The organism is Streptomyces sp. NPDC016459, from assembly GCF_040632845.1.
Classification (GTDB): Bacteria; Actinomycetota; Actinomycetes; order Streptomycetales; family Streptomycetaceae; genus Streptomyces.
The window spans coordinates 1-21834 of the sequence record NZ_JBEYCR010000016.1 but is presented as its reverse complement, the minus strand read 5'-3'; the positions used below and the strand labels follow the sequence as shown (position 1 = coordinate 21834).

General features: G+C 72.0%; 25 protein-coding genes. 11 read left to right on the top strand and 14 right to left on the bottom strand.

The genetic code is table 11. From position 1 onward, the window contains the following. Positions 1-47 precede the first annotated feature (47 nt). Positions 48-1100, top strand: a complete 1053-nt coding sequence (locus ABZ567_RS27810; protein WP_360794636.1) for a helix-turn-helix domain-containing protein — start codon at positions 48-50, stop codon at positions 1098-1100. A gap of 135 nt (positions 1101-1235) precedes the next feature. Here the strand turns inward: ABZ567_RS27810 and ABZ567_RS27805 are convergent, their stop codons facing one another. The 6 genes from ABZ567_RS27805 to asnB all read right to left on the bottom strand — a co-directional run bounded on the left by ABZ567_RS27805 (position 1236) and on the right by asnB (position 8512). Beyond that, positions 1236-1439 (bottom strand): hypothetical protein, encoded by a 204-nt coding sequence (locus ABZ567_RS27805; RefSeq protein WP_360794634.1) that lies wholly within the window; start codon positions 1437-1439, stop codon positions 1236-1238. 214 nt (positions 1440-1653) lie between these two features. Then, a complete protein-coding gene (gene mshA / locus ABZ567_RS27800) occupies positions 1654-2937 on the bottom strand; it encodes a D-inositol-3-phosphate glycosyltransferase (RefSeq protein ID WP_360794855.1) in 1284 nt (427 codons plus the stop codon). 140 nt (positions 2938-3077) lie between these two features. Next, positions 3078-4643 (bottom strand): class I tRNA ligase family protein, encoded by a 1566-nt coding sequence (locus tag ABZ567_RS27795; RefSeq protein WP_360794632.1) that lies wholly within the window; start codon positions 4641-4643, stop codon positions 3078-3080. Between the two features lie 120 nt (positions 4644-4763). After that, positions 4764-5510, bottom strand: coding sequence for an SDR family oxidoreductase (locus ABZ567_RS27790; RefSeq protein WP_360794630.1), 747 nt, complete (start codon positions 5508-5510; stop codon positions 4764-4766). Between the two features lie 91 nt (positions 5511-5601). Then, positions 5602-6486 carry a hypothetical protein gene (locus ABZ567_RS27785; RefSeq protein WP_360794628.1) on the bottom strand — a complete coding sequence of 295 codons (885 nt, stop codon included), beginning with the start codon at positions 6484-6486 and terminating at the stop codon, positions 5602-5604. A gap of 220 nt (positions 6487-6706) precedes the next feature. Continuing rightward, the gene (gene asnB / locus ABZ567_RS27780; RefSeq protein WP_360794626.1) at positions 6707-8512 is read right to left on the bottom strand and encodes an asparagine synthase (glutamine-hydrolyzing); all 1806 of its coding nucleotides are present in this window, start codon (positions 8510-8512) and stop codon (positions 6707-6709) included. A 155-nt stretch (positions 8513-8667) separates the two neighbouring features. Between asnB and ABZ567_RS27775 the strand changes: the two genes are divergently transcribed. The 4 genes from ABZ567_RS27775 (at position 8668) to ABZ567_RS27760 (ending at position 11492) form a co-directional block, all read left to right on the top strand. Further along, positions 8668-9393 (top strand): PIG-L deacetylase family protein, encoded by a 726-nt coding sequence (locus ABZ567_RS27775; RefSeq protein ID WP_360794624.1) that lies wholly within the window; start codon positions 8668-8670, stop codon positions 9391-9393. Between the two features lie 260 nt (positions 9394-9653). Then, the gene (locus ABZ567_RS27770; RefSeq protein ID WP_360794622.1) at positions 9654-10229 is read left to right on the top strand and encodes an RNA polymerase sigma factor; all 576 of its coding nucleotides are present in this window, start codon (positions 9654-9656) and stop codon (positions 10227-10229) included. 139 nt (positions 10230-10368) lie between these two features. Then, positions 10369-10587: a hypothetical protein gene (locus tag ABZ567_RS27765; protein ID WP_360794852.1), complete on the top strand. Its 219-nt coding sequence runs from the start codon at positions 10369-10371 to the stop codon at positions 10585-10587. A 218-nt stretch (positions 10588-10805) separates the two neighbouring features. Beyond that, positions 10806-11492, top strand: a complete 687-nt coding sequence (locus ABZ567_RS27760; protein WP_360794620.1) for a triacylglycerol lipase — start codon at positions 10806-10808, stop codon at positions 11490-11492. Between the two features lie 223 nt (positions 11493-11715). Here ABZ567_RS27760 and ABZ567_RS27755 read toward each other — a convergent pair whose 3' ends face one another. The 4 genes from ABZ567_RS27755 to ABZ567_RS27740 form a co-directional block, all read right to left on the bottom strand. Beyond that, positions 11716-12354 (bottom strand): LysE family transporter, encoded by a 639-nt coding sequence (locus ABZ567_RS27755; protein ID WP_360794618.1) that lies wholly within the window; start codon positions 12352-12354, stop codon positions 11716-11718. Continuing rightward, entirely contained in the window at positions 12351-12671 is a 321-nt protein-coding gene (locus ABZ567_RS27750; protein ID WP_360794616.1) for a DUF2087 domain-containing protein, read from the bottom strand. Before ABZ567_RS27750 ends, ABZ567_RS27755 begins: the two co-directional genes overlap by 4 nt. Positions 12672-12747: 76 nt before the next feature. After that, positions 12748-13038 (bottom strand): hypothetical protein, encoded by a 291-nt coding sequence (locus ABZ567_RS27745; RefSeq protein WP_360794614.1) that lies wholly within the window; start codon positions 13036-13038, stop codon positions 12748-12750. A 147-nt stretch (positions 13039-13185) separates the two neighbouring features. Then, positions 13186-14289, bottom strand: a complete 1104-nt coding sequence (locus tag ABZ567_RS27740; RefSeq protein ID WP_360794849.1) for a helix-turn-helix transcriptional regulator — start codon at positions 14287-14289, stop codon at positions 13186-13188. 154 nt (positions 14290-14443) lie between these two features. Here ABZ567_RS27740 and ABZ567_RS27735 point away from each other — a divergent pair, with 154 nt between their 5' ends. The 6 genes from ABZ567_RS27735 to ABZ567_RS27710 all read left to right on the top strand — a co-directional run bounded on the left by ABZ567_RS27735 (position 14444) and on the right by ABZ567_RS27710 (position 17713). After that, the gene (locus ABZ567_RS27735) at positions 14444-14698 is read left to right on the top strand and encodes a hypothetical protein (protein WP_360794612.1); all 255 of its coding nucleotides are present in this window, start codon (positions 14444-14446) and stop codon (positions 14696-14698) included. 8 nt (positions 14699-14706) lie between these two features. Further along, positions 14707-14925: a hypothetical protein gene (locus ABZ567_RS27730; RefSeq protein WP_360794610.1), complete on the top strand. Its 219-nt coding sequence runs from the start codon at positions 14707-14709 to the stop codon at positions 14923-14925. A gap of 468 nt (positions 14926-15393) precedes the next feature. Then, the gene (locus ABZ567_RS27725) at positions 15394-16128 is read left to right on the top strand and encodes a hypothetical protein (RefSeq protein WP_360794608.1); all 735 of its coding nucleotides are present in this window, start codon (positions 15394-15396) and stop codon (positions 16126-16128) included. Between the two features lie 50 nt (positions 16129-16178). Beyond that, on the top strand, positions 16179-16766 hold the full coding sequence (locus ABZ567_RS27720; protein ID WP_360794606.1) for a TetR/AcrR family transcriptional regulator: 588 nt from the start codon (positions 16179-16181) through the stop codon (positions 16764-16766). Further along, positions 16763-17143: a hypothetical protein gene (locus tag ABZ567_RS27715; RefSeq protein WP_360794604.1), complete on the top strand. Its 381-nt coding sequence runs from the start codon at positions 16763-16765 to the stop codon at positions 17141-17143. Before ABZ567_RS27720 ends, ABZ567_RS27715 begins: the two co-directional genes overlap by 4 nt. Positions 17144-17302: 159 nt before the next feature. Continuing rightward, positions 17303-17713 (top strand): Rid family hydrolase, encoded by a 411-nt coding sequence (locus ABZ567_RS27710; protein WP_360794602.1) that lies wholly within the window; start codon positions 17303-17305, stop codon positions 17711-17713. Positions 17714-17896: 183 nt separating this feature from the next. Here the strand turns inward: ABZ567_RS27710 and ABZ567_RS27705 are convergent, their stop codons facing one another. The 4 genes from ABZ567_RS27705 to ABZ567_RS27690 form a co-directional block, all read right to left on the bottom strand. After that, entirely contained in the window at positions 17897-18574 is a 678-nt protein-coding gene (locus ABZ567_RS27705; protein ID WP_360794600.1) for a maleylpyruvate isomerase family mycothiol-dependent enzyme, read from the bottom strand. Beyond that, a complete protein-coding gene (gene ahcY, locus ABZ567_RS27700; RefSeq protein WP_360794598.1) occupies positions 18574-19977 on the bottom strand; it encodes an adenosylhomocysteinase in 1404 nt (467 codons plus the stop codon). The genes ABZ567_RS27705 and ahcY overlap by 1 nt, the downstream gene beginning before the upstream one ends. Then, complete coding sequence (gene metF, locus ABZ567_RS27695) at positions 19964-20824, bottom strand: methylenetetrahydrofolate reductase [NAD(P)H] (protein ID WP_360794596.1); 861 nt, start codon at positions 20822-20824, stop codon at positions 19964-19966. Before metF ends, ahcY begins: the two co-directional genes overlap by 14 nt. Next, a partial coding sequence (locus tag ABZ567_RS27690; RefSeq protein WP_360794594.1) for a vitamin B12 dependent-methionine synthase activation domain-containing protein occupies positions 20821-21834 on the bottom strand: 1014 nt, incomplete at its 5' end. The genes ABZ567_RS27690 and metF, both read right to left, overlap by 4 nt.

Sequence of the window (21834 nt, the reverse complement as noted above, 5' to 3'; positions counted from 1 at the left end):
CAGGGTGAGGGCGGGGCGGCTCGGAGAATGAGGGGGGTCACTTCGCCATGGTCACTGCGGGCGACGGCATGGGGGACGGCGGAGGCGACGGCCTGCTCGCCGTGTACCAGGAGCTGCGCCGCCGGGGGGTCGCGGACTTCGAGGAGGTCCGCAGGGAGATCGGGCTCGCGGCGGAGGAGTACGAGCGATGTCGCGGCGAACTCCTCGCCCTGGGACTCATCGTGCCGACGGGGCAGGCCCATGCCACCGTCACCGCCGTGCAGGACGGCAGTTGGTGTTCGGAGACGGACACGGTGGCGGCGATCGACCCGGAGATCGCGCTCCTGCGGCTCCTGGAGCGGGAGCGGGAGCGGCTGCGGGAGCACCTGGCCGAGGCGGACGAGGCGTACAGCACGCTGGAGGTCCTCGCGGGTTCCTATCTGCGGGCCGAGGCGCTGACCCGGGCGGAGGCGCACGTCGAGGCGCTGACCGACTACCGCAGGATCCAGCAGGCCATCGAGGACATCACCGATGTGATCCAGGAGAGTTCGGCGGCGCTGCATCCGGGGACGCCGGGGCGGCAGAACCCGGACCGGATGCTCGACCGCGACCGGCGGCAGATCGCCAACGGGGTGCGGGTGCGGGCCGTCTACGGCCGCCAGGAGGCCACGGACCCGCAGATGGAGAAGTTCCTGGGGCGGCGGGCGGAGTTGGGCGTCGAGATCCGGCTCGCCCCGGTCGTCCCGATGAACATGATCATCGCCGACCAGCAGTTCGCGCTGGTGCCGATCCGCCCCGAGGACCCGGGCGAGGGCGCGATCCTGGCCCGGGGCAGCGCGCTGGTGCGGCCGTATCTGAGCCTGTACGAGCACTGTTGGCACACGGCGACCCCGTACGGGAACGAGGCGGCGGCGGAGGCGGGCGGCGACGGCCTGTCGGAGCAGCAGCGGGCGGCGCTGCACATGCTGGCCTCGGGGATGAAGGACGAGCGGATCGCGCGGACGCTCGGGGTGTCGCTGCGGACGGTGAGCCGGATGATCTCGGAGCTGATGCAGGAACTGGGCGCGACGAGCCGTTTCGAGGCGGGGGCGCGCGCGGTGCGGCTGGGCTGGCTGGACTGACGCCGCCGGATCGGGCGCTCTCCCGGAAAGGCCGGAGAATCCGGGGAAATACCGGGGCCCCGCAATCGTGGCAGCGATTGCGGGGCCTGGCGGCGAAGAATTCCCGTTGCCGGGTGAATATGCCGGGGAATGCGCTCAGTTGGTGGGCGCGGGGGTCGGCGACGGCGGGGCGACCGGCCAGCCGTTGTCGTCGGCGACGCCGGCGACGGTCTGCGGAGCGAGCGGCTCGCCGTCGGTGACGGCGAAGGCGGCGCCGCCGACGACGGCGGTACAGGCCACGGCGGCGACCAGGAACTGACGGAGGGCCTTGCGGATTCCGGTGTTCTGCGCAACGGACATGATTCCTCCAGGAATGGAAAGTGAATTCGTCTTCCGGGGCCCGTGCCGCCGGGTGTTCCCTGAAGACATCTCCATTCTGACCCGGCCCCCGAAGCGGATCCAGGGATCGTCCGTGCGTGGACCCGCCATGGCGTGGATGCGTCAATCGGCCACAGCAGCAACGGAATTGGCGCATCCGGAGCTACCCATACCTTTGGTTGAACCAAAAGAGGTGCTAGACTTGTGCTACGGCCTTCTCGTTCCTCCAGGAGAGAGAGGCCACCGGGGCAGGGGCGTGCCGCCGCCCCTGCCCCATCCGCGTCTCCGCGAGCGCCGCCCGGTACACCTCGACGGTCCGGGCGGCCGACGCGCGCCAGCTCATCCCGCGCGCATGGCACACCGCCGCCTCCCCCATCGTCACCACCGCCTCCGGATGCGCCGCCAGCCACCGCAGCCGCCTCGCGTACTCCAGCGGGTCGTGGCCCCGCACCAGGAGGCCCGTCACCCCGTCCCACACCGCCGTCGGCAGCCCGCCGACCGCCGCCGCGAGCACCGGCGTCCCACAGGCCTGCGCCTCCAGGGCCACCAGACCGAAGGACTCGCTGCGCGAGGGCACCACGAGCACGTCCGCCGCCCGGTACCAGTCCGCGAGCCGCTCCTGCGGTACGGGAGGGCCGGGCCGCAGGACGTCGGTCACCCCCAGCTCCTCCGCGAGCCGCCACGCCGTCCCCTCGCGCGTCGCGCCCGAATGCCCGCCGACCACCGGGACGAGCAGCCGGCGGCGCAGGTCCGGGGACCCCCGCAGCAGCTCGGCGACCGCCCGCACCAGCACGTCCGGGCCCTTCAGGGGCTGTATCCGGCCCGCGTAGAGCGGCACGAACGCGTCCGCCGGCAGACCGAGCCGGGCCCGTGCGGCCGCCCGGCCGTCCCCCGGGTGGAAGGTCCGCAGGTCGACCCCGGGACGGACGACCTCGGTGCGCGGCCCCTCCGCCCCGTACAGCGAGCGCAGCGCCTCCGCCTCGGCGGCCGTGTTGGCGATCAGCCGGTCGGCGGCGGCCACCACCTGGTGCTCGCCCAGGACCCGGAGCTCCGGCTCGGGGGTGTCGCCGGCGGCGAGGGAGGCGTTCTTGACCCGGGCCAGGGTGTGGGCGGTGTGCACGAGCGGGATACGCCAGCCCACCGAGGCGATCCGGCCCGCCTGCCCGGAGAGCCAGTAGTGCGAGTGGAGCAGGTCGTAGCGCCGCTCCTCCTTGAGCAGGGCCAGCGAGAACGGCACCACGAGATCCGGCATGGCCTCCTTGGGGAGCGCCTCGCGGGGCCCGGCGTGCAGATGGCGGACCCGTACACCGGGGGCGAGGTCGACGAGCGGGGCGAGGCCCTCGCCCCGGCAGCGGGTGAACAGGTCGACCTCCGCGCCGTGTTCGGCCAGGGCGCGGGACAGCTCGACCATGTAGACGTTCATCCCGCCGGCGTCCCCCGTCCCGGGCTGGTGGAGCGGGGAGGTGTGGACGCTGAGCATGGCGACGCGCAGGGACACGTGGGGCTCCTGTGTGAGGGGAGGTGGGACCACGTGTCCCTGCGCGTCGCTCGCGCGCGCGGTCACGCGGCAGGGGGCGGAGTAGCGAGATACTGAGATACTTAGTTGGTTAGTAGTAGGGGTCAGAACCCGTAGACCGGGCCTGACGGCGGCGCCAGGCGGGTCCCCGGCAGGGGAGCCGTCAGGGCGTGCCAGTCGACCGCGCGGCCCGGTGCCACCTGGAGCGCCGCCGCGAGGCGGTCGGCGCCCTCCGGCATCACCGGACGCGACCACGCGGACAGGGCCGACGCGACCGCCAACTGCGCGGCCAGCGCCGGGAGATGGCGGCAGGACGTGCTGGGCCGGCACCGCTCGTGGGCGTTCACATGACCGAAGTCGGCCGCCGAGCGGACCATCTCGTCCAGGACGGCGACCGCGCGGCGCGGGTCGAACGCGTCGGGACCGTACGCCTCGCGCAGGTCGTCCACACCCCGGTGCAGCCGCCGCTCCAGGACGTCCCAGCCGGTGCCGCCGGGCAGCGCCTGAGGGGCGAGGCCGCCGCACTCCTCCCGTACGGCGGCGAAGAGCCGGGACAGCCAGCTGTTCCAGCTCTCGTCCAGCTCGTGGCGGGCGGCGGCGAGCCGTTCCCGCTGGAAGACCGTGCGGCGGCCGAGCGGGCGGGCCTGGAGGACATGGCGGCGCAGGGTGTCGGAGCCGTACTCGGTGAGCAGGTCGAGCGCCCAGACGTTGCCCTCCTGGACGCCTTCCTCGATGACGTACGACTCGTTGACGTTGAAGTCCTGCGGCAGCTTGATGTCCTGCGCGAGGAGCAGCACCGGCAGCAGCACCGCGTGGCAGAAGGCGTGCCCGAAGCCGCAGAAGTGGATGGCGCGGCGGGGCAGCGGGCCCGTCGCGTCATAACCGAAGAGGTGCATCGCGGCGGCTTCGAAACAGCCGTCGATCCGGTGGTCGGGGAAGCCCTCCACGGGCACCGGCAGACCCCACTCGGCGGGGTGTCCCACGGCGATGTCCGGCAGGCCGTCCTCGACGAGCGACTCGCACAGGGCGGCGAGCCGCGGCGGGAGGCCGGCCGTCGCCCAGTAGTCGGCGAGGGTCTCCCGGAACGGTTCGAGGGGCACGTAGAGCCGGCGGCAGCGGCGGGCGACCGCCGGGGTGTCGCAGAGGGCGCAACGGGCGGCGATGAGGTCGCCGCCGTCGTTGGGGCGGGCGCACTCGTGGCACATGCCGCCGTCGCTGACCGCCCCGCAGTGCGGGCAGGTGCCTGTCGCGTGCGCCCCGTACAGCCAGCGGTCGCAGGGCTCGCAGTACGGCAGGAGCCGGGCGCGGGGGGCGATCACGCCCTGCGCGAAGAGCCTGCTGAAGAGGTCCTGCACCCAGCGTCCGTACCCCTTGTCGCGGCGCGGCCGCACGATGTGGTCGAACTCGACGCGCGAGCGCAGCCAGTCGGCGGTGATCGCGGCCCGGTAGCCCTCCGCGACCTCCTCGGGCTTGCGGTGGTGGCGCAGCGCCCGGACCTCCACGGAGCTCGCGTGGTCGGCGGTGCCGGTGGTGAACCGGACGGCCTCGCCCTCGGCACGCAGATAGCGGGTGAGGACGTCGGCGGCGACGTACGGCCCGGCGAGGTGACCGATGTGGAGTTCGCCGTGGCTGGCGGGAGGGGTCGCGGTGATCCAGACGGGGGTGCTCATGGGACCTCCTTGACGCTGTGGTGCGGTGGGCTTCAGCGGGTCGCGGTGGGCGGGCGCGCTGTCGGCGCAGGGCGGTCAGCGGGGTCGGTTCTCGGGTGGCCTGCGGGGGGGGCGTGACGGTCAGCGGGGCTCGAAGTGGAAGGAGCGGATGAAGCAGTCGCGGGGCTGCTCGACGGCGTAGACGACGCATTCGAAGAGGGCCTGCGTGGTCAGCTTCTCGTCGGGGGCCACGCCGTCCGGATTCGTTCCGTCCCATTCCGCGAAGCGCGGATCGGAGGTGGAGAAGTCGGGCGGGAAGAGGGAGAAGACCCGGACCCCGGACGGCCGCAGCCTGCGCGCGAGGATGTCGGCGAATCCGGCCTGGGCGCTCTTCGCCGCCCAGAAGGCCTCGTGGGCGGCGCCGGCGGCCGCCGCGGAGGTGCCCTCGGCGTCGCGGACGGCGACCATGTTGACGATGTCGGGGCGCAGGGAGCCGCGGAGCAGCGGCAGGAAGTGCTTCACCATGAGGACGGTGCCGCCGGCCGTCGACTCGATCGTCTCCACGATCTCGGCGTCGCTCGCGGCCTCCAGGTCCATGCCGTCGAGCCAGCGGGCGCCGTTGTTGACCAACAGGTCGACCCGGTCGGTGTGTTCGCCGACGCGGGCGGCGAACTCGCGGATCTCGGCGGGCTTGCTGAGGTCGCAGCCGAAGGCGTGGATACGGTCACGGGCGGAGCCCATGACGTCGGTACGGGTGCGTTCGGCCGCTTCCACGGTCCGCGCCGACACGTAGACCTCGGCGCCGAGATGGGCGAAGCCGACGGCGAGCGCACGGCCGAAATAGCGGGACGCTCCGGTCACGACGACACGCAGGTTCTCGAATTTCATGTGCGTCTGCTCTCCCCACGGATACCGATGGCCGGTCCGCTTCAGCGTGGCAGAGGAAGCCGGTGGGAGGCCTGGTGAGCGGGGTGCGCGTTCACGCCGTTGCGTGGATACGCCAGGGCAGTTCGAGCGTCGTGAGGACCCGGGCGCGCTTGTGGTGGACGCGGACGCGGTCGGGTGCGGTGGACACGGTGACGGTGCCGCCGGGGGTTCGGACGGGGCCGCTCACGGTCGGTACGACGGTGCCGTCGAGCGCCCCGGCGGCGGCGAGGGCGGCGGCGCCGGTGAGGGCGAGGCGGGGGTGCCAGCCGCCGACGGTGAGGGCGCGGACGGAGATCCCTGCGGGGCCGCTGGTGAAGGTGGCGATCTTGGGGAGGGCGGAGTGCGGGGGGAGCCCGAGGAGGCGGGCGGCGTCGGCACGGAGGGCGAGGAGCCGGTGGTGGAGGGCGTCTTCGGGTCCGGGGAGGTGGCGGGTGTCGACGAAGACGTAGGGGTTGCCGTAGCGCACGAGGGAGACGGGGACCCCTCGGAGGAGGTCGACGGGGCGGCCGGTGGGGAGGACGTCGGGGGCGGTGGGGGGCTTGAGGAAGCTGAGGGTGTACGTGTCCTCCCGGGACCCGGTCCCGGGTTCGCAGAGGACGGTGTCGCCGGTGGTCACGGCACGGACGGTGACGCGCCCGGGGCGCCCCTCGGCGACGACGCAGGCGAGCAGCGAGTGCCCGCACCCGGCCCGGAAGTCGAATCCGCCGCCGGGGAGGGCCTGGACGAAGCGGTAGTCCAGGGTGGGGCCGGGACGGTACAGGGCGATCTTGCCGAGGCGCGCGTAGGGGGTCCCGTCGAGCGCGCGCCGCACCCAGGCGAGCTCCCCACCGAGCCCCAGAGCACCGAGAGGAAGCCGATCGCTCCGCACGACGAGGGTGGGCCCGGGCGCATCGAGAACCCGCACGACGGTGACGGCCGTGTCGGCCGTCCGCCTCACCGGACCCCCCGTTCCGTCCCGTGTGCCCACCCTCCCCCAGACGTCGTCCGGGGGCACCCCTGTCGCCCCGGCGGGACGACCGCCCCCACGGGCGTGGGCAGGAGGCGCGGCCGTACCCGCAGGCATCGGCGGCGCAACCTCACGGGCAAGGTCCGGTGGCGCGGCCGCACGCGGCGTCGCCGCCCCGCCCCCGGGCCCGGGACGCCCAGGTCCCGGGAGTTCAGGCCGCACAGCCGACCGGGATGCGCATGCCCTGGACGATCTCCGTCCACAGTTCGTGGACGGCGAGGGCCCAGAGGGCCTGGGCGTCGTGGTGCGAGGGGCGTTCGAGGTGGCGGGCGAGGAGCTTCTGGACCCGGTCCGCGCGGACCTTGCCGCCGAGGACGAGCCGGGCCGGGGACAGGAGTTCCCGTACGGTCTCCAGGAGCGGCCCCCCGGGCGCGAGCATCGCCGCGACGGGCAGCGTGAACGGCTGCTTGGGCCGGCGCAGGACCCCCGGGGGAAGGAGTTCCGCGCCCGCCTCGTACAGGGCCCGCTTCCCCGTCCGCGCCGCCGTCGGCAGCGCACGCGCGTGTGTGACGACGGACGGCTGGCAGAACGGCATCCGCGCCTCGACGGCCCACGCCATGGAGAGGTGGTCGACGCGGCGCAGGTGGTACGCGGGGAGCCGCCAGCGCGTCTCGAACGCGGTCGTCGCGGTGAGACGGTCCGCGCCGACGGTCTCCGCCGAGCGCAGCTCCTGCTCGATGCGGTCGGCGGCGGAGCCCTGTTCGGCGATGAAGGCGCGGTAGTTGGCGGTGTAGAGGTGTTCGCGGAGCAGCCGGGGCGCCGCCGAGAGCGCGTCGGCGTAGGCGCCGGCCCAGTCGGCCCCGGCGGGGGCGGTCCGCGCCGCGCGCATCCGGTCGTACCCGCCGAAGATTTCGTCGGCGCCGTCGCCGGTGAGCGCGACGGTGAAGCCGTTCTCGCGGACGGCGCGGAAGAGCGCGTACGTGGAGAGGGTGATGGGGTCGGCGTTGGGCTGGCCGAGGTGGCGGACCGTCCGGGTGAGGAGGGAGCTCAGCTCGTCGGGGTCGACGGTGACCTCGTGGTGGACGGTCCTGGCGCGGCGGGCGACGGACCGGGCGTAGGCGGCCTCGGAGTCGGGCCACCGGCCCCGGTAGGTGAGGTGGAAGGTGTGGAGCGGGGGCGCGTCGGTCTCCCGGGCGTGTTCGGCGGCGAGTGCCGTGACGAGGCCGGAGTCGAGGCCGCCGCTGGTGATGGCGCAGACGGGCACCTCGGCCTCGGCGAGCCGGCGTACCTCGTGGCGCAGGACGTCCTGGGTGTCCCCGACGGGGGCCGCCCGGTACGGGCCCCTGCGCCGCACCACGGGTGCGGATCCCGGCCGGACGAGGGCGGTGGCGCCGGGCGGCAGGACGCTGACGCCGTCGAGCGCGGTGTGGGTGGAGAAGGAGGTGCGGGTGGCGAGGACGGTGTCGAGGGCGTCCTCGCGGGGGGAGATCCGTACCCCTTCGAAGGCGAGGAGCGCGGGGATCTCGGAGGCGAATCGGGTGGAGCCGTCGTACGGGTCGTGGTGGAGGTGGATCGGCTTCATGCCCATGTCGTCGACGGCGAGCAGGAGTCGGGTGCTGCCGGGGCGCAGGTCGAGGACGGCGACGGCGAACATGCCGTCGAGGTGCTCGGCGAAGGCGGGGCCGTACTCGGCGTAGAGCGCGGGGAGCAGGGTGCCGTCGCAGCGGTCGGGGAACCGGTGGCCCCGGGCGGCGAGGGTCCGGCGCAGCTCGGCGTGGTTGTAGATCTCGCCGTTGAGGACTGCGAGGATGCCGGGGAGGTGCGGCAGCCGGTAGGGCTGCTGTCCGCCGCAGGGGTCGGTCACGGCGAGCCGGTCGCAGCCGAGGGACCAGCCGGGGCCGCTGAGCACGTGGTGCTCGTCGGGTCCGCCGTGGCGCTGGCGGGCCGAGACCGCCGCGAGCTGGGCCGGCTCGGGGCGGTCGGCCCCGGCGGCGAAGGAACCGAGAATCCTGCACATGCCGGTCACCCTCCAAGCACGTCATCACTCGTCATTACCCGCCCCATTCAATGATTGGAATCTACCAAATTTTTGAGTGGCGCGTAAGTGCCATGTCCAGTTCACGCCAGGGCGTGGCCTTGCGACGCCCTATGTCACCCCAACAGGCTTGCCCCATGGAGGACTTCAACCGAGCCGCCCCCACGTCCCTGCTGGTGGTGGCCGCCCACCCGGACGACATCGAGTTCTGTGTCAGCGGCACCGTCATGCAATGGATCGAGCGCGGCACCCGCGTCACGTACTGCATCGTCACCGACGGCGGCGCGGGCGGTTACGACGAACGGCTCCCCCGCCAGGCCATGGCGGACCTGCGCCGCGCCGAACAGGTCCACTCCGCCAAGCTCAGCGGCGTCGCCGACGTCCGTTTCCTCGGCTACCCCGACGGCTTCGTCGAGGCCTCCGTGGACCTGCGCCGCGACCTGTGCCGGGTCATCCGGGAGGTACGGCCGCAGCGCGCGATCATCCCCTCCCCCGAGCTCAACTGGGCGCGGGTGGCCGACCTCCACCCCGACCACCGCGCGGTCGGGGACGCCTGCCTGCGCGCGGTCTACCCCGAGGCGCGCAACCCCTTCGCCCACGCCGAACTGCTCAAGGACGAGGGCCTCGAACCCTGGATCGTCCACGAACTGTGGCTGATGACCGGACCCACCCCGAACCAGTACGTCGACGTCACCTCCGTCTTCGAGCGGAAGGTCGAGGCCCTGCGCATCCACACCTCCCAGACGGCTCACTTCGACGACCTCGCCGGCCTCCTGCGCACCTGGCTCGGCGAGCACGCGACGGCCGGCGGGCTGCCCCCGGGGCGGATGGCGGAGGCGTTCCAGATCGTGCACATCGACTGACGCGTCCGCCTCGTGCGCCCCCGGGTTCGCCGCCTGCGGCTCGGAAGACGGCGACGGCCGGGGTGAATCCTTTCCGGTGTTCCCCCGCTCTTATCCGCGTACCGGCCGAACGGGCCGGTGGAACCGGGAGGGAACACTCATGATGGTCACCGGCCTCGTCGTGATCGGAGCGCTGCTCGTGGGGGCGTGCGCCTGGCATCTGACACGGCGCTACAGGGGGCGGAGCTGACCGGCGTACGGGGAACGGGTGGGACCAGCGCATGAACCGACGCTTCCTCTGGCCGGACGAGCAGCTGATCAAGGCCGCGCAGGACGGCGACGTCACGTCGCTCACCGCCGTCGTCATGGAATCGCAGCCCCATGTACGCAGGTTCGCCCTGTCCCTGTGCGCCTCGCCGCAGGACGCGGAGGACGCGGCCCAGGAGGCGCTGATCATCCTGTACCGGAAGATCGGCACCCTGCGGGCCACGGGCGCGCTCGCCTCGTGGATGTTCCGGATCGTACGGAACGAATGCCTGCGGCACGTAAGGCAGTTGGCCTCGCGGAACGAATCGGCACCAGCCGGATTGGACGCGCCGCCCGAACCGGGGGCACCGACGGAACCGTCCGCCGAGGACGCGGTACTGCGCAGGCTGGAGGCCGAGCGGATCGCGGCCGCGGTGAGCGCCCTTCCCCGCGACCAGCGGCAGGTCCTGATCCTGCGGGACGTCCAGGGCCTGCCGGGCAGGGCCGTGGCCCGTTCGCTCGGCCTGAGCGACGCGGCGATGAAGTCACGGCTGCACAGGGCGCGTACGGCACTGCGCCACGCCCTGACGACAACGACACCCACCGGCTGACCGGCGTCCGGCCGCCCGACAGGAGGAAGCACCGATCGTGAACACCGCGCAGCACGAACCGAGTTCCCGGCCCCGGACCACCGTACGGACCCCGGCACCGCCCTCGTCGAACTTCGCCAGCAGGTCCGTCCCGCGCCATCTGGCACGAGGCGCGATCGGCCTCGGCCTGATCGTCGGCTCGATCGCCCTCGTCCCCGTCGCGGGCCCGGCCACCCTGCTGGCCGCCCCCCTGACCCTGATCGCCTTCCGCGGCTGCCCCACCTGCTGGATGGTCGGCCTGGCGCAGACGATCTCCCGGGGCCGTCTGGAGCGGCAGTGCGAGGACGGCGTCTGCACCTTGGCGAAGGCGCACCGCTGAGGGAGGGAAGCACGCCGGTTACGGACGAAGAGACGGAGGGAGACGGGCGCCGGTGCGCCAGTACTCCAGCAGGACTACAGTTTCGCTACGGCATGGAGCGAAACGCTGCAGGTCACAGGGCAGTTGAATCCCTGCACGCCTATTGACTCAGCACGCCTACTCGCCAGTAGCCTCCTCGTGCGCCGCCCCCCACGGACGCCGATCCCGCGAGGCATGCCATGAAGAAGAGTCTTTTTCCCGCCGCCCTCGTGAGCCTCTTGCTCACCTCGGCCGCCGTGTACCCGACCCACGCGGCCACCGGAACCTCCACCTTCGGTCCCGCCGGCAACCCGATCCTGTTCGTTCACGGATACAACTCCTCCGGCTCGTACTGGAACGCCATGGCCGACGACTTCAGAGCGGACGGCTGGCCGTCCACGCATCTGCGGCAATGGAGTTACGACACCCGCCAGTCCAACGCAACCACCGCTCAGCAGATCGCCACGGAGGTCGACCGGCTGCTGGCTGCCACCGGAGCGACCAAGGTCGACGTCGTCACGCACTCCATGGGCGGGCTGTCGAGCCGCTACTACGCGAAGAACCTCGGTGGCAGCCAGAAGATCGACGCCTGGGTCTCGCTGGGCGGCCCGAACCACGGAACCGACTGGGCGAACGGGTGTTACGACGCCTCCTGCGTGGAGATGCGTATCGGGTCGGTTTTCCTCGGCGAACTCAACTCCGGCGACGAGACGCCCGGCAGTCCTCGGTATGCCACGTGGTGGTCGCCGTGCGACGCGGTCATCAATCCGGACAGCAGCGTCGCCCTGAGCGGCGCGACGAACACGAAGTCCGCCTGCCTCGGTCACAACGCCCTCGGCACCGACCCCACGGTGTACGGGCAGGTGCGGGACCACGTCAACAGCTGATCATCACCGCGCGCCTGCCATCCGACCACCTCCCCCCTCCCCCCGGGACGGACCTCGGGCCCCGGGGTGCGCCTCGGGGCCCTGTCGGAGCGGCCGGGGGTCATCCCTGTTCGGCGGTGCGCTTGACGGCGGCGAGACCGGGTGGGATCGGCGAGCGCTCCGAACACACCGTCGGCGAGGAGCCGGGAGCCTGGAAGCAGGGAAGACCGGAGGTCCCGGGCGGTCACCACACCACCCCCTCCCCCACCAGCCGCACCGCGAGCACCACGGTCAGCGTGCTCGACGCGAGTGCCGTGGCGAGCCTCCCCCGGGTCCCCGTCAGGGTCCGGCCGAGGAGGGTGCCGCCCAGGGCGAGCAGGAGCTGCCAGCTGGCGGAGGCGGCGAGGGCCGCGAGGACGAAGGCGGTGCGGTCGGGCAGGCCCACGGGGGTCGAGGGCCCCGCCGCGAGGATCAGGGCGGCGAAGTAGGTCACCGTCACGGGGTTGAGGATCGTGATGCCCAGGAACGTGAGGAACGCACGGGCCGGGGTGAGGGCGGTCCCGTCGTCACGGGAGGCGAGCCCGCCCGTCCGGTACGCAGCGAGCGCCAGCCACGCGGCCCGTGCGGCGAGCATCACGAGCACGATCGCGGAGGCCCAGCGGAACGGGTCCATGACGGGCGCGAGCACCGGGACGAGCGCGGCGCCGCCCGCGACGGCAAGGAGCGCGTACACGCCGTCGGCCGTGGCGACACCGAGGGCCGCGCCGACGCCCGTACGCCAGCCGGTACGGGCCGTGACGGCCACGAGATGGGCGCCGACGGCGCCGACCGGGATCGCGATGCCGTAGCCGGCCAGGAGGCCGGCCACCACCGCGGCGGTCACGCGACGGCGGGGATCGCGCCTCCGGGGGAGCCGGGCTGCTGCTGCCGACGGTAGGCCGAACCGTCCTTCGTACGGGCGAGGAAGCCACCGACGACGAGATACCGCCGCAGGGCGGGGAAGTCCTCGTGCACGGTCAGGAGGGCCTGGTTGACCTCGGGCTCGCGGTAGTCACGACCGACGTCGAACAGCGTCCCGGCGAGGTGTGCGAGAAGGGCCTCACGGCGGGCGGGCTTGCGGGGGATCGCCTTGAGGCGCCCGTCGGAGGAGAAGAGGTCCGCGACGGGGCGGGAGGGCTCGGCGGAATGATGACTGCTCATGGTGGTGAAGCCTGACGGCGGCGCCCCCGGCCCGCAAAGGGTTTTCACACCGCCGCCGCCACGGCGTGCGGGGCCGCTACTTCGGCTCGGGCCGCACCATGACGTTCACCGCTTCCTGCACGGTGTGCAGGATCGTCCGGGTACCGTCGCGCTCGAAGATCGACCGCCCCTTCTCCATGAAGGCCCGGAAGTCGTCCTCGGACTCCCAGAAGTCCACGACCCGCCACCCCCCGCTCCCGTCCGGCCCGGCCGCGTGCGCGATGAACCCGGCCGGCGGAAACCACTCGGTGGCCCGGAGCTGCCGCGTGGTCTCGTCGTACTGCTCACGGGTACCGCCGGGAATCTCGATGGTGACGATGACGGGCATGGAGGCTGCTCCTGTACGTGGCACGGGGGTACGGGGGTCCCGCCCAGCACACCAGCGGTGCCCGGCACCCGCACGGCGACGGACCCGAACGAGCGAGGTCGCGCAGGCGGGGCGGACGGACGGACGTGTGCCGAAGGCCGCCCCCGCCTACGCGTGGATCTCGTCCACCAGCATCCTGAGCGTGAGGCTGTGCTTCTCCGGCGGCAGCGCCGCCATCGCCCGGGCCGCGTACGTCACGCCCCCGGCGCGGTCCCCCGACCGTGCCAGCATCAGGGCCCGGTGCAGTTCCAGGTGGGTGGCGAACCGGGGCAGTGCCGTAGGCAACTCGACGCGGGCCGATTCCTGCGCTTCCACCGCCTGCTTCTCGTCGCCGAGCCGGGCGAGCAGCAGCGACCGGAAGACGTTCAGTCGCCACCAGGGCACCGCGTAGTCGGAGGTCTGCTCGTACGAGCCCGCTTCGTCGAAGATCCTGCGACCCAGAGTGTCCAGCGCACGGGCCGACGCGTGATCGCCCCGGAGGGCGGCGGCATGGGCTTTGCCGTACACGGCGTTCAGCAGACCGAGCGACGGCCGGTCACCGATCTCCATCGCCTGATCGGCCAGCACGTCGGCCATGCCCAGGGAAGCCCCCTCGTACCCGAGGGCGATGGCCGCACGACCACGCACCCACACACGCGCGTGAGCATCCTCGGACTGGTCCGCCGCCCGCGCCGCCATCCGGTACCAGTGCACCGCCTTGGAGCCGTCCGAGCCGGGGAACGTCTTGGCGTACAGCGTCATCAGCCTCGACGCCACCGACCACAGACGCGGCTGATCCAACTGCTGCTGCACCGCGACGAGTTCACCCGACACACGCCGCTGGATGTCGGTCGCGCCCATCGACATGTAGTCCGTGCCGTACGTGGCCAGCCGGCTCTCCCAGTCGTCCGCCGAGGGTCCGCCCGAAATCCGGGCGGCAAAGCCGGCGGAAAGCAGCTCGGAGGCCGCCACCGGAGCTATGGCGGTCCCGGCGACATCGGTCAGGAAGGTACGTCGCTTCACTTCACCCTCAAGGACAGCCAGGGGCACGTCGAGGACGGCCGACAACTTCGCCAGGTAGAACCCGCTCGGGACGTTCCTGGAACGCTCCCACCGGCTCACGTACTCCCGATCGAGACTCGTCCCGTACGCGTCGTTGAGCGCCTGCGCCAACCGGCCTTGAGACCACCCACGGGCCTTGCGTAGGTCCCGGATCAACTCCCCGATCGCCATGGGACCCATGATGCCCCCGAGCACCCACTCCACGGCCATGAGAACAGCTGAACAAGGCGACTTGCCCCTGGAAATGCCCCTAGGGGGGCCGGATGAACGGCGGGACGATTCCCTGAGCGCAAGCCGCGCGGAGCACCTGAGGAAGAGAGGCCGCATGAGTACACCACCGCTACCGCCCTTGCGGGAGACCCGACCGTTCCGCCCCGTCTCCGAGCCCGAGGCCGCCCGGGTCTTCCGGGATCTCAAGGCCGCCATGGACTCCGCCGGTCTGCCCACGAGCGGGCTCTACCGGGACGTCACGCACGGGCCCGGGGGTGACGAGCACCGGTACGGGCTCGGGATCGTCAGCCTCGGCGGGGCCAAGCGGCTCACCGTGCTGCTGAACTCGACGACCCGCACCACCCCGTGAGGTACCGCGTGGGTGACGTCGTGACCGACGCGCAGCGGGCGCTCACCGGTGAAGTACGGGACGTGCGCGGGAACCTGCTGATCCTGGTGCGGCCCAGCGGATACCTGTGGGAGGCGGCGATCGACCAGTGCTGGACGGCGAGCCCGGCGGAACGCGCGAGTCTGACCCCGCGCGGAGCCGTCCGCATCATCAGCACCTCGCCGCCGCCCGCGCGGCCCTCTTCCTGATCGCGGTGGCCGTGGGCGCCCTCGGCACCGCCCTCTGGCTCCGCAGCCCGTGAGGGAACCCGTGCGACCAAGGAGCACGGGGCGGCCGGAGTTCGCCCGGTTGGGAGGCGTCACTCGTACGGGCGTACTTCACTGGGCGTGTCGGTCTGGACACGAAACGTGCGGTACGTTTTCGCGCAAAACGGCCCCCGTCGATGGCCTGCAACCTTCGACGGGGGCCTGAACCACCAGTGGAAGCAGCCCACCGTGATCTACCGGCACTTTAACGCGCCCTCCCGTGCCTTCTCTCAGTTCTCGCACGAACTCATCCGACACCCTCGACTCTCTTCCGACGCCGTCCGGCTTCTGACCTGGCAGCTCTCCCTTCCCGAAGGCGCCCGCGAATCACTCTCCCGAACTGCCGAACGTGCCCGGATCGGGGCAACCGCGTTCACCCGCGCCAAGCGACAGCTCAAGGAGGAAGGCTTCGTGCACGAGCGGCGCGTCCAGGGCGCCGGCGGTCACTGGATGACCCAACAGCTCGTCTCCAGCACCCCGTTGACCTCTGACCAGGCCGTCAAGCTCCTCGCCCGGACACCCCTCCTCACCTGCGCGGACCAGGCATCCCCGCAGGTCGTACCGAGTCCCCGGAAACCGGCCGTCGGTGAACCGGGCACCCCGCCCACCGACCGTCATCCAAAGAAAGACCCGAAGGAAGACACCTCCAACCTTCCGGCCGAGACGGACGAGGCGGACGAGGCGGACGAGGCGGACGAGGCGGACAGCCCCAAGGTGGCCGTCGAAGCCCCGCACCTCCCCGACGCCCGCGCCCTCATCGGCGCCCTCCCCCTCCTCTCCCCCGCCCTCCGCCACATCCCACCCGCCATGCGCGACGAACTCACCCACCTCGCCGCCCGCTGGCTCGACGCCGGACACACCCCCACCGACATCCACGAACACATCCTGCGCGGCCTGCCCGGCACCGGAACTCCCGTACACCGCCCCGGCGGGTTGATCCGCTACCTGCTCCGCGACGTACCCCCGCTCGCCCCGCCGCCCCAGCCCTCACCCACCACCCACCGGCTCTCCGCCCGGCTCCACGGCACCCGCGAATGCACGGGCGACCACACCCAACCCATGCTGTTCCGCCCGGTCGCGGACGAGACCCTGTGCGCCGCGTGCGTACCTCACGTCCCGCCACGCACCGCAGCGATGTCCTCATGACGCCGACCGGGATTGCTTGCCATACGGGTCGACCCGTATGGTAATTCGGTATGAGCTCCTCTCCGTCCTCCAGGGGACGTCCCAGGGATCCCCGCTCGCACGAGGCGATCGTCGGCGCGGCCACAGAGCTGCTGATCGAGGTCGGCTACGCCGCGACGTCGATCGGGGCGGTGGCCGCCCGTGCCGGTGTCGGCAAGGACACGGTCTACCGGCGGTGGCGGGGCAAGCCGGAGCTGGTCTTCGAGGCCGTGTTCACGACCACCGACCAGGCTCCGACCCCGGACACCGGAACGCTGGCCGGCGACCTGACCGTACTGGTGCAGGGCCTGATCGACGAGTTCCACGCACCGGCCGCCGCCGCGGCGCTCCCGGGGCTGCTCGCTGACTTCGCCGCCGATCCGGCGTTGAAGGCGCGCATCCGCAGCGACTTCCTGGCCCCCTCGAAGGAGCGGCTGCTCATCGTCTTCGAGCGTGCTGTGGCGCGCGGGGAGATCGCGGCCGACACCCCCGTCGATCTCGTCCTGGACACGCTGGCGGGAGCCGTGTTCTTCCACATCGGTCTGGTCGGGGAACACCCCGACCGTCAGCTGGCCGGCCGGCTGGCCGCCGTCATGGCCGAGGGGATCGAGATCCGATGAACGGCTGGCTTCTCGCGGCGGGCGTCACCGCGCTCGGTGTGGCCGCGGCGCACATCGTCGGCGGGCACCGGGATGTGGTGCGCCCGCTGCTGTCCTGCGGCCTCGCGGACGAACCCAAGCGCGTCCTCCACGCCGTGTGGCACATGGTGAGCGTCGACCTGGTGCTCTCCGCAGCCGCCTTGGTGTATCTGGCGCTGGCGGACGACACGTCAGCGACCGCCCCGATGGCGTGGTTCGTGGCCGCGCACTTCGTGGCGTACGCAGGCGCCTTCCTCGTCGTCACGCTGTCGGTCGGCTGGCCGAAGCCACTGCTCCGGCTGCCGCAGTGGATCCTTCTCCTGCCGGTCGCGATCCTGACCGTGGCGGGCGTCGCCTAGCGTCCGCCCGCGATCGGCTCGACCACGGCCCGCTCGACGGCGGCCCCGCCGTGTCGAACCGGGCGAAACCCTCTCCTTCGCCCTCGCGACGCGTCGGAACGGTAGTGCGGCGGGGCAAATTTCGGTGCGCGTCGGGGGCGGATTGGTCAGACTCGCGGCATGACAGCGAGGATCAGCCGCATCAATCCCGATCAGTTGCACGAGACGCCGGGTTACCACCACATCACCGTGGTGGAGACCGGCCGGACGGCGTATCTGGCGGGGCAGTGCCCCCTCGACCGGGGCGGTGATCTCGTCGGCCCGGGATCCCTCGAGACGCAGGTCGATCAGGTTGTCGTGAACGCACTCGCCGCCCTTGCGGCGGTGAATGCTCAGCCGCAGCACGTGGTGCGGTCGGTGATCTACGTGCGGAGCGATGACAGGGAGGACCTGGGCCTCGCCTGGCACCGGCTTGCCGCTTCCGCCCTCGGGCCGGCCTTCACGTCCGCCAGCACGCTCCTGGGGGTCTCCCAACTGGGCTTCGCCGGGCAGCTGGTAGAGGTGGACCTCACCGCCGCGCTGCCCGACTGAGCGGCCCTCACCTCTCGCACCTCTCGAACGGCATCTCGGACTGCTTCGCCCACGTGGAAGCCCACCGACCGGTACGCGGACGACGGCCGGCCCGTCACCTACGGGACGACCGCCTCCGGGCCGCCCTGGACTTCATCGCGTCCAGGCGAGCGGACGCCCCGCCGCACCCGTTCCGCCCCGCGCTCACCGGTAGATGAGCAGTTCCTTTTCCGTCGCGCCCCGCAGTTCGTAGCGGGTGCGGACCAGGGGGCGGCCCGCGTAGATGCGGATCAGGGTGGACGCGTCACCCTCGAAGGTCGCCGGCGGGCGGCCTTCGATCGCGTTGCCCAGGGCCACCGGGGTCGGGTCCCGGTCCTTCAGGACGCCCACCAGGCGCGGGGTCTCCCGTCTGCGGCTCGTCACCGACAGGAGCGGGAGGGCCAGGTCCAGGCTGGGGCCGCAGTACGCGTGCGGTTCCCCGAAGGCCTCCCGTACGTCCCCGGCGTGGACCCATTCGCCGAGCGCGACGGCGTCGAGCCTGCCGTCCTCGTGCCCGGCGATGACGGGACCGGCCTCGGTGAGGCCGCGTTCCAGTTCGTCGAGGATCCGGGCGAGCGGCCACTCCTCGCGCTCGGCCACGTCGCGGGCGTTCGCCTCCGGCAGGAACACGCCCTCCTCCAGGCGGCCCTCGACGATCCGGACGAGCGCCGCCCCGCAGTGGGCGACGACCTGCCGGACCGTCCAGCCGGGGCACGCGGTGCGCAGCTCGTACGCCTCCTCGGGTGTCCGGCGCAGGAGCGGCATCAGCAGGTCCCGCTCCGTACGGAGGAGCCGGTCCGGGAGCCACGGGTCGCGTTCCTCGTGCAGACAGTCGGTACGCATCAGTAGCGGTAGTGGTCCGGCTTGTACGGGCCCTCGACCGGCACCCCGATGTACGACGCCTGCTCGGGGCGCAGGGTCGTCAGCTTGACGCCGAGCGCGTCCAGGTGGAGGCGGGCGACCTTCTCGTCCAGGTGCTTGGGCAGGACGTAGACGTCGGTCGGGTACTCCTGCGGCTTCGTGAACAGCTCGATCTGGGCCAGGGTCTGGTCCGCGAACGAGTTCGACATCACGAAGGACGGGTGGCCCGTCGCGTTGCCGAGGTTCAGCAGTCGGCCCTCCGACAGGACGATGACGACCTTGCCGTCGGGGAACGTCCACGTGTGGACCTGCGGCTTGACCTCGTCCTTCACGATGCCGGGGATCGCCGCCAGGCCGGCCATGTCGATCTCGTTGTCGAAGTGGCCGATGTTGCCGACGATCGCCTGGTGCTTCATGCGGGCGATGTCGGACGCCATGATGATGTCCTTGTTTCCCGTGGTCGTGACGAAGATGTCGGCCGTCTCCACCACGTCGTCCAGGGTGGCGACCTGGTAGCCGTCCATCGCCGCCTGGAGGGCGCAGATCGGGTCGATCTCGGTGACGATCACGCGTGCGCCCTGGCCGCGCAGCGATTCCGCCGAGCCCTTGCCGACGTCGCCGTAGCCGCAGACCACGGCCGTCTTGCCGCCGATGAGGACGTCGGTGGCGCGGTTGATGCCGTCGATGAGGGAGTGGCGGCAGCCGTACTTGTTGTCGAACTTCGACTTCGTCACGGCGTCGTTCACGTTGATCGCCGGGAAGAGCAGCGCGCCCTCGCGGTGCATCTCGTACAGGCGGTGGACGCCCGTCGTGGTCTCCTCCGTGACACCACGGATGCCGGCGGCGATCGTCGACCAGTCCAGGGAGGTCTTCTCCAGGAGGGTGCGTACGACGGCCATCTCCTCGTTGGAGGCCTCGGGGAGCACACCGGTCTTCTGGTACTCCACACCCTTGTGGACGAGGAGGGTCGCGTCCCCGCCGTCGTCCAGGATCATGTTGGGTCCGTCGGCGCCGGGCCAGGTCAGGGCCTGTTCCGTGCACCACCAGTACTCCTCCAGGGTCTCGCCCTTCCAGGCGAAGACGGGGATACCGGCGGCGGCGACCGCGGCGGCCGCGTGGTCCTGCGTCGAGTAGATGTTGCAGGACACCCAGCGGACCTCGGCGCCGAGGGCGACGAGCGTCTCGATGAGGACAGCCGTCTGCACGGTCATGTGGAGGGAGCCGGTGATGCGGGCGCCCGCCAGGGGCCGGGATGCGGCGTACTCGCGGCGGATCGACATCAGGCCCGGCATCTCGTGCTCCGCGAGCGTGATCTCCTTGCGGCCGAACTCGGCGAGGGAGATGTCGGCGACCCTGTAGTCCGTAGAAGTGTCAGACATGGACAACGCTCCTTGTGCTCATGATGGTCCGGTGGATTTCGAGGGCCGCCGTCGACTTGTTCAGCGTGATGTAGTGCAGGCCGGGCGCCCCCTCGTCGAGCAGCCGCAGGCCCATCCGCGTCGCGTGCTCGACGCCGATGCGGTACGCGGCCGCCGGGTCGTCCTTCGCCGCTTCCAGGTGGTGCGCCAGGTCCTCGGGGAAGGCCGCTTCGCTGAGTTCGGCGAAGCGGCGGATCTGGCGTACGTCGGTGGCCGGCATGATCTCCGGGATGATCGGGGTGTCGCAGCCGGCGGCGGCGACGCGGTCCCGGAGCCGGAGGTAGTCCTCGGGGTCGAAGAACATCTGCGTGATGGCGTAGTCCGCGCCCGCCCGGCACTTGGCGACGAAGTGCGCGAGGTCCCGCGCGGGGTCGGGCGACCTGGGGTGGCCCTCCGGGAAGGCCGCCACCCCGATACGGAAGTCGCCCAGTGAGCGGACCAGTTCGACGAGTTCGTAGGCGTACGTGAAGCCCCGCGGGTGCGCGCTCCACGGCCCGCGCGGGTCGCCCGGCGGGTCGCCGCGCAGGACGAGGACGTCCCGTACCCCGGCGTCCGCGTACGCGCCGATGATGGACCGCAGCTCGGCCACCGAGTGCCCGACCGCGGTGAGGTGGGCGACCGGGCGCAGGGTGGTCTCGGCCGCTATCCGTTTCGTGACGCCGATGGTCCGGTCGCGCGACGAGCCGCCCGCGCCGTACGTCACCGAGACGAAGTCCGGGGACAGCGCCTCCACCCGGCGGATCGCGTCCCAGAGGGTCCGCTCTCCCCGGTCGGTCTTCGGGGGGAAGAACTCGAACGAGAACGTGGGGTTCACAGCCGTCGGCCTCCCGCGTTGAAGTAGCTCGCCTCCGGGTGGTGGACGACGATCGCGTCCGTCGACTGCTCGGGGTGCAGCTGGTACTCCTCCGACAGCTCGACCCCGATCCGTTCCGGGCGCAGGAGGGCGGCGATCTTCGCCCGGTCCTCCAGGTCGGGGCAGGCCGGGTAGCCGAGCGAGTAGCGGCAGCCCTGGTACTCGGTGCGGAGCATGCCGTCCAGACCGGCGGGGTCCGCCGAGCCGATGCCCCAGTCGGCGCGCACCCGCGCGTGCCAGTACTCGGCGAGCGCCTCCGCCAACTGAACCGACAGACCGTGGAGTTCCAGGTAGTCGCGGTAGGCGTCGGCGGCGAAGAGCCGGGCCGTCTCCTCCCCGATGCGGGAGCCGACGGTGACGACCTGGAGGGCGACCGCGTCGATCTCGCCGGAGTCCTCGGAGCGGTGGAAGTCGGCCAGGCAGAGACGGCGGCCCCGCTGCTGGCGGGGGAAGGAGAAGCGGGTCCGCTCGCCTCCGTCCTCGTCCAGGACGATCAGGTCGTCGCCCTTGGACACACAGGGGAACCAGCCGTACACGACGGCGGCCTCCACCAGGTCCTCCCGCTCGATCCGGTCGAGCAGGGCCCGCAGCCGGGGCCGGCCCTCCGTCTCGACGGTTCCGGCGTCCTTGAGGCCCCACTGGCCCTTGAAGAGCGCGTTCTCGTCGAGCCAGGGGGCGTACGCGGCGAGCGGGATGCCGGTGACGACCCTGGTCCCGAGGAACGGGGGCTCGGGTACGGGGTTGTCGCCGTCGACGTCGGAGCGGCCGGCGGGCTCGGGCTCCAGGACCTCCTCGACGAGGGGCCGCTTCGGCACCCGGCGTTGCTTGAGCGGCGGCAGTACGGCTCCGGGGACGCCCCGCTTGACGCCCATGAGCGCGTCCATGAGGCGCAGGCCCTCGAAGGCGTCGCGGGCGTAGCGGACCTCGCCCTGGTAGATCTCGTGGAGGTCCTGTTCGACGTACGCCCTGGT

Bases quoted from the DNA above. Each gene is read 5' to 3' on its own strand.
- ABZ567_RS27810 (WP_360794636.1), top strand. From the start codon at position 48: ATGGTCACTGCGGGCGACGGCATGGGGGACGGCGGAGGCGACGGCCTG.
- ABZ567_RS27805 (WP_360794634.1), bottom strand. From the start codon at position 1,439: ATGTCCGTTGCGCAGAACACCGGAATCCGCAAGGCCCTCCGTCAGTTC.
- mshA (WP_360794855.1), bottom strand. From the start codon at position 2,937: ATGCTCAGCGTCCACACCTCCCCGCTCCACCAGCCCGGGACGGGGGAC.
- ABZ567_RS27795 (WP_360794632.1), bottom strand. From the start codon at position 4,643: ATGAGCACCCCCGTCTGGATCACCGCGACCCCTCCCGCCAGCCACGGC.
- ABZ567_RS27790 (WP_360794630.1), bottom strand. From the start codon at position 5,510: ATGAAATTCGAGAACCTGCGTGTCGTCGTGACCGGAGCGTCCCGCTAT.
- asnB (WP_360794626.1), bottom strand. From the start codon at position 8,512: ATGTGCAGGATTCTCGGTTCCTTCGCCGCCGGGGCCGACCGCCCCGAG.
- ABZ567_RS27775 (WP_360794624.1), top strand. From the start codon at position 8,668: ATGGAGGACTTCAACCGAGCCGCCCCCACGTCCCTGCTGGTGGTGGCC.
- ABZ567_RS27770 (WP_360794622.1), top strand. From the start codon at position 9,654: ATGAACCGACGCTTCCTCTGGCCGGACGAGCAGCTGATCAAGGCCGCG.
- ABZ567_RS27760 (WP_360794620.1), top strand. From the start codon at position 10,806: ATGAAGAAGAGTCTTTTTCCCGCCGCCCTCGTGAGCCTCTTGCTCACC.
- ABZ567_RS27750 (WP_360794616.1), bottom strand. From the start codon at position 12,671: ATGAGCAGTCATCATTCCGCCGAGCCCTCCCGCCCCGTCGCGGACCTC.
- ABZ567_RS27745 (WP_360794614.1), bottom strand. From the start codon at position 13,038: ATGCCCGTCATCGTCACCATCGAGATTCCCGGCGGTACCCGTGAGCAG.
- ABZ567_RS27740 (WP_360794849.1), bottom strand. From the start codon at position 14,289: ATGGCGATCGGGGAGTTGATCCGGGACCTACGCAAGGCCCGTGGGTGG.
- ABZ567_RS27735 (WP_360794612.1), top strand. From the start codon at position 14,444: ATGAGTACACCACCGCTACCGCCCTTGCGGGAGACCCGACCGTTCCGC.
- ABZ567_RS27720 (WP_360794606.1), top strand. From the start codon at position 16,179: ATGAGCTCCTCTCCGTCCTCCAGGGGACGTCCCAGGGATCCCCGCTCG.
- ABZ567_RS27715 (WP_360794604.1), top strand. From the start codon at position 16,763: ATGAACGGCTGGCTTCTCGCGGCGGGCGTCACCGCGCTCGGTGTGGCC.
- ABZ567_RS27710 (WP_360794602.1), top strand. From the start codon at position 17,303: ATGACAGCGAGGATCAGCCGCATCAATCCCGATCAGTTGCACGAGACG.
- ABZ567_RS27705 (WP_360794600.1), bottom strand. From the start codon at position 18,574: ATGCGTACCGACTGTCTGCACGAGGAACGCGACCCGTGGCTCCCGGAC.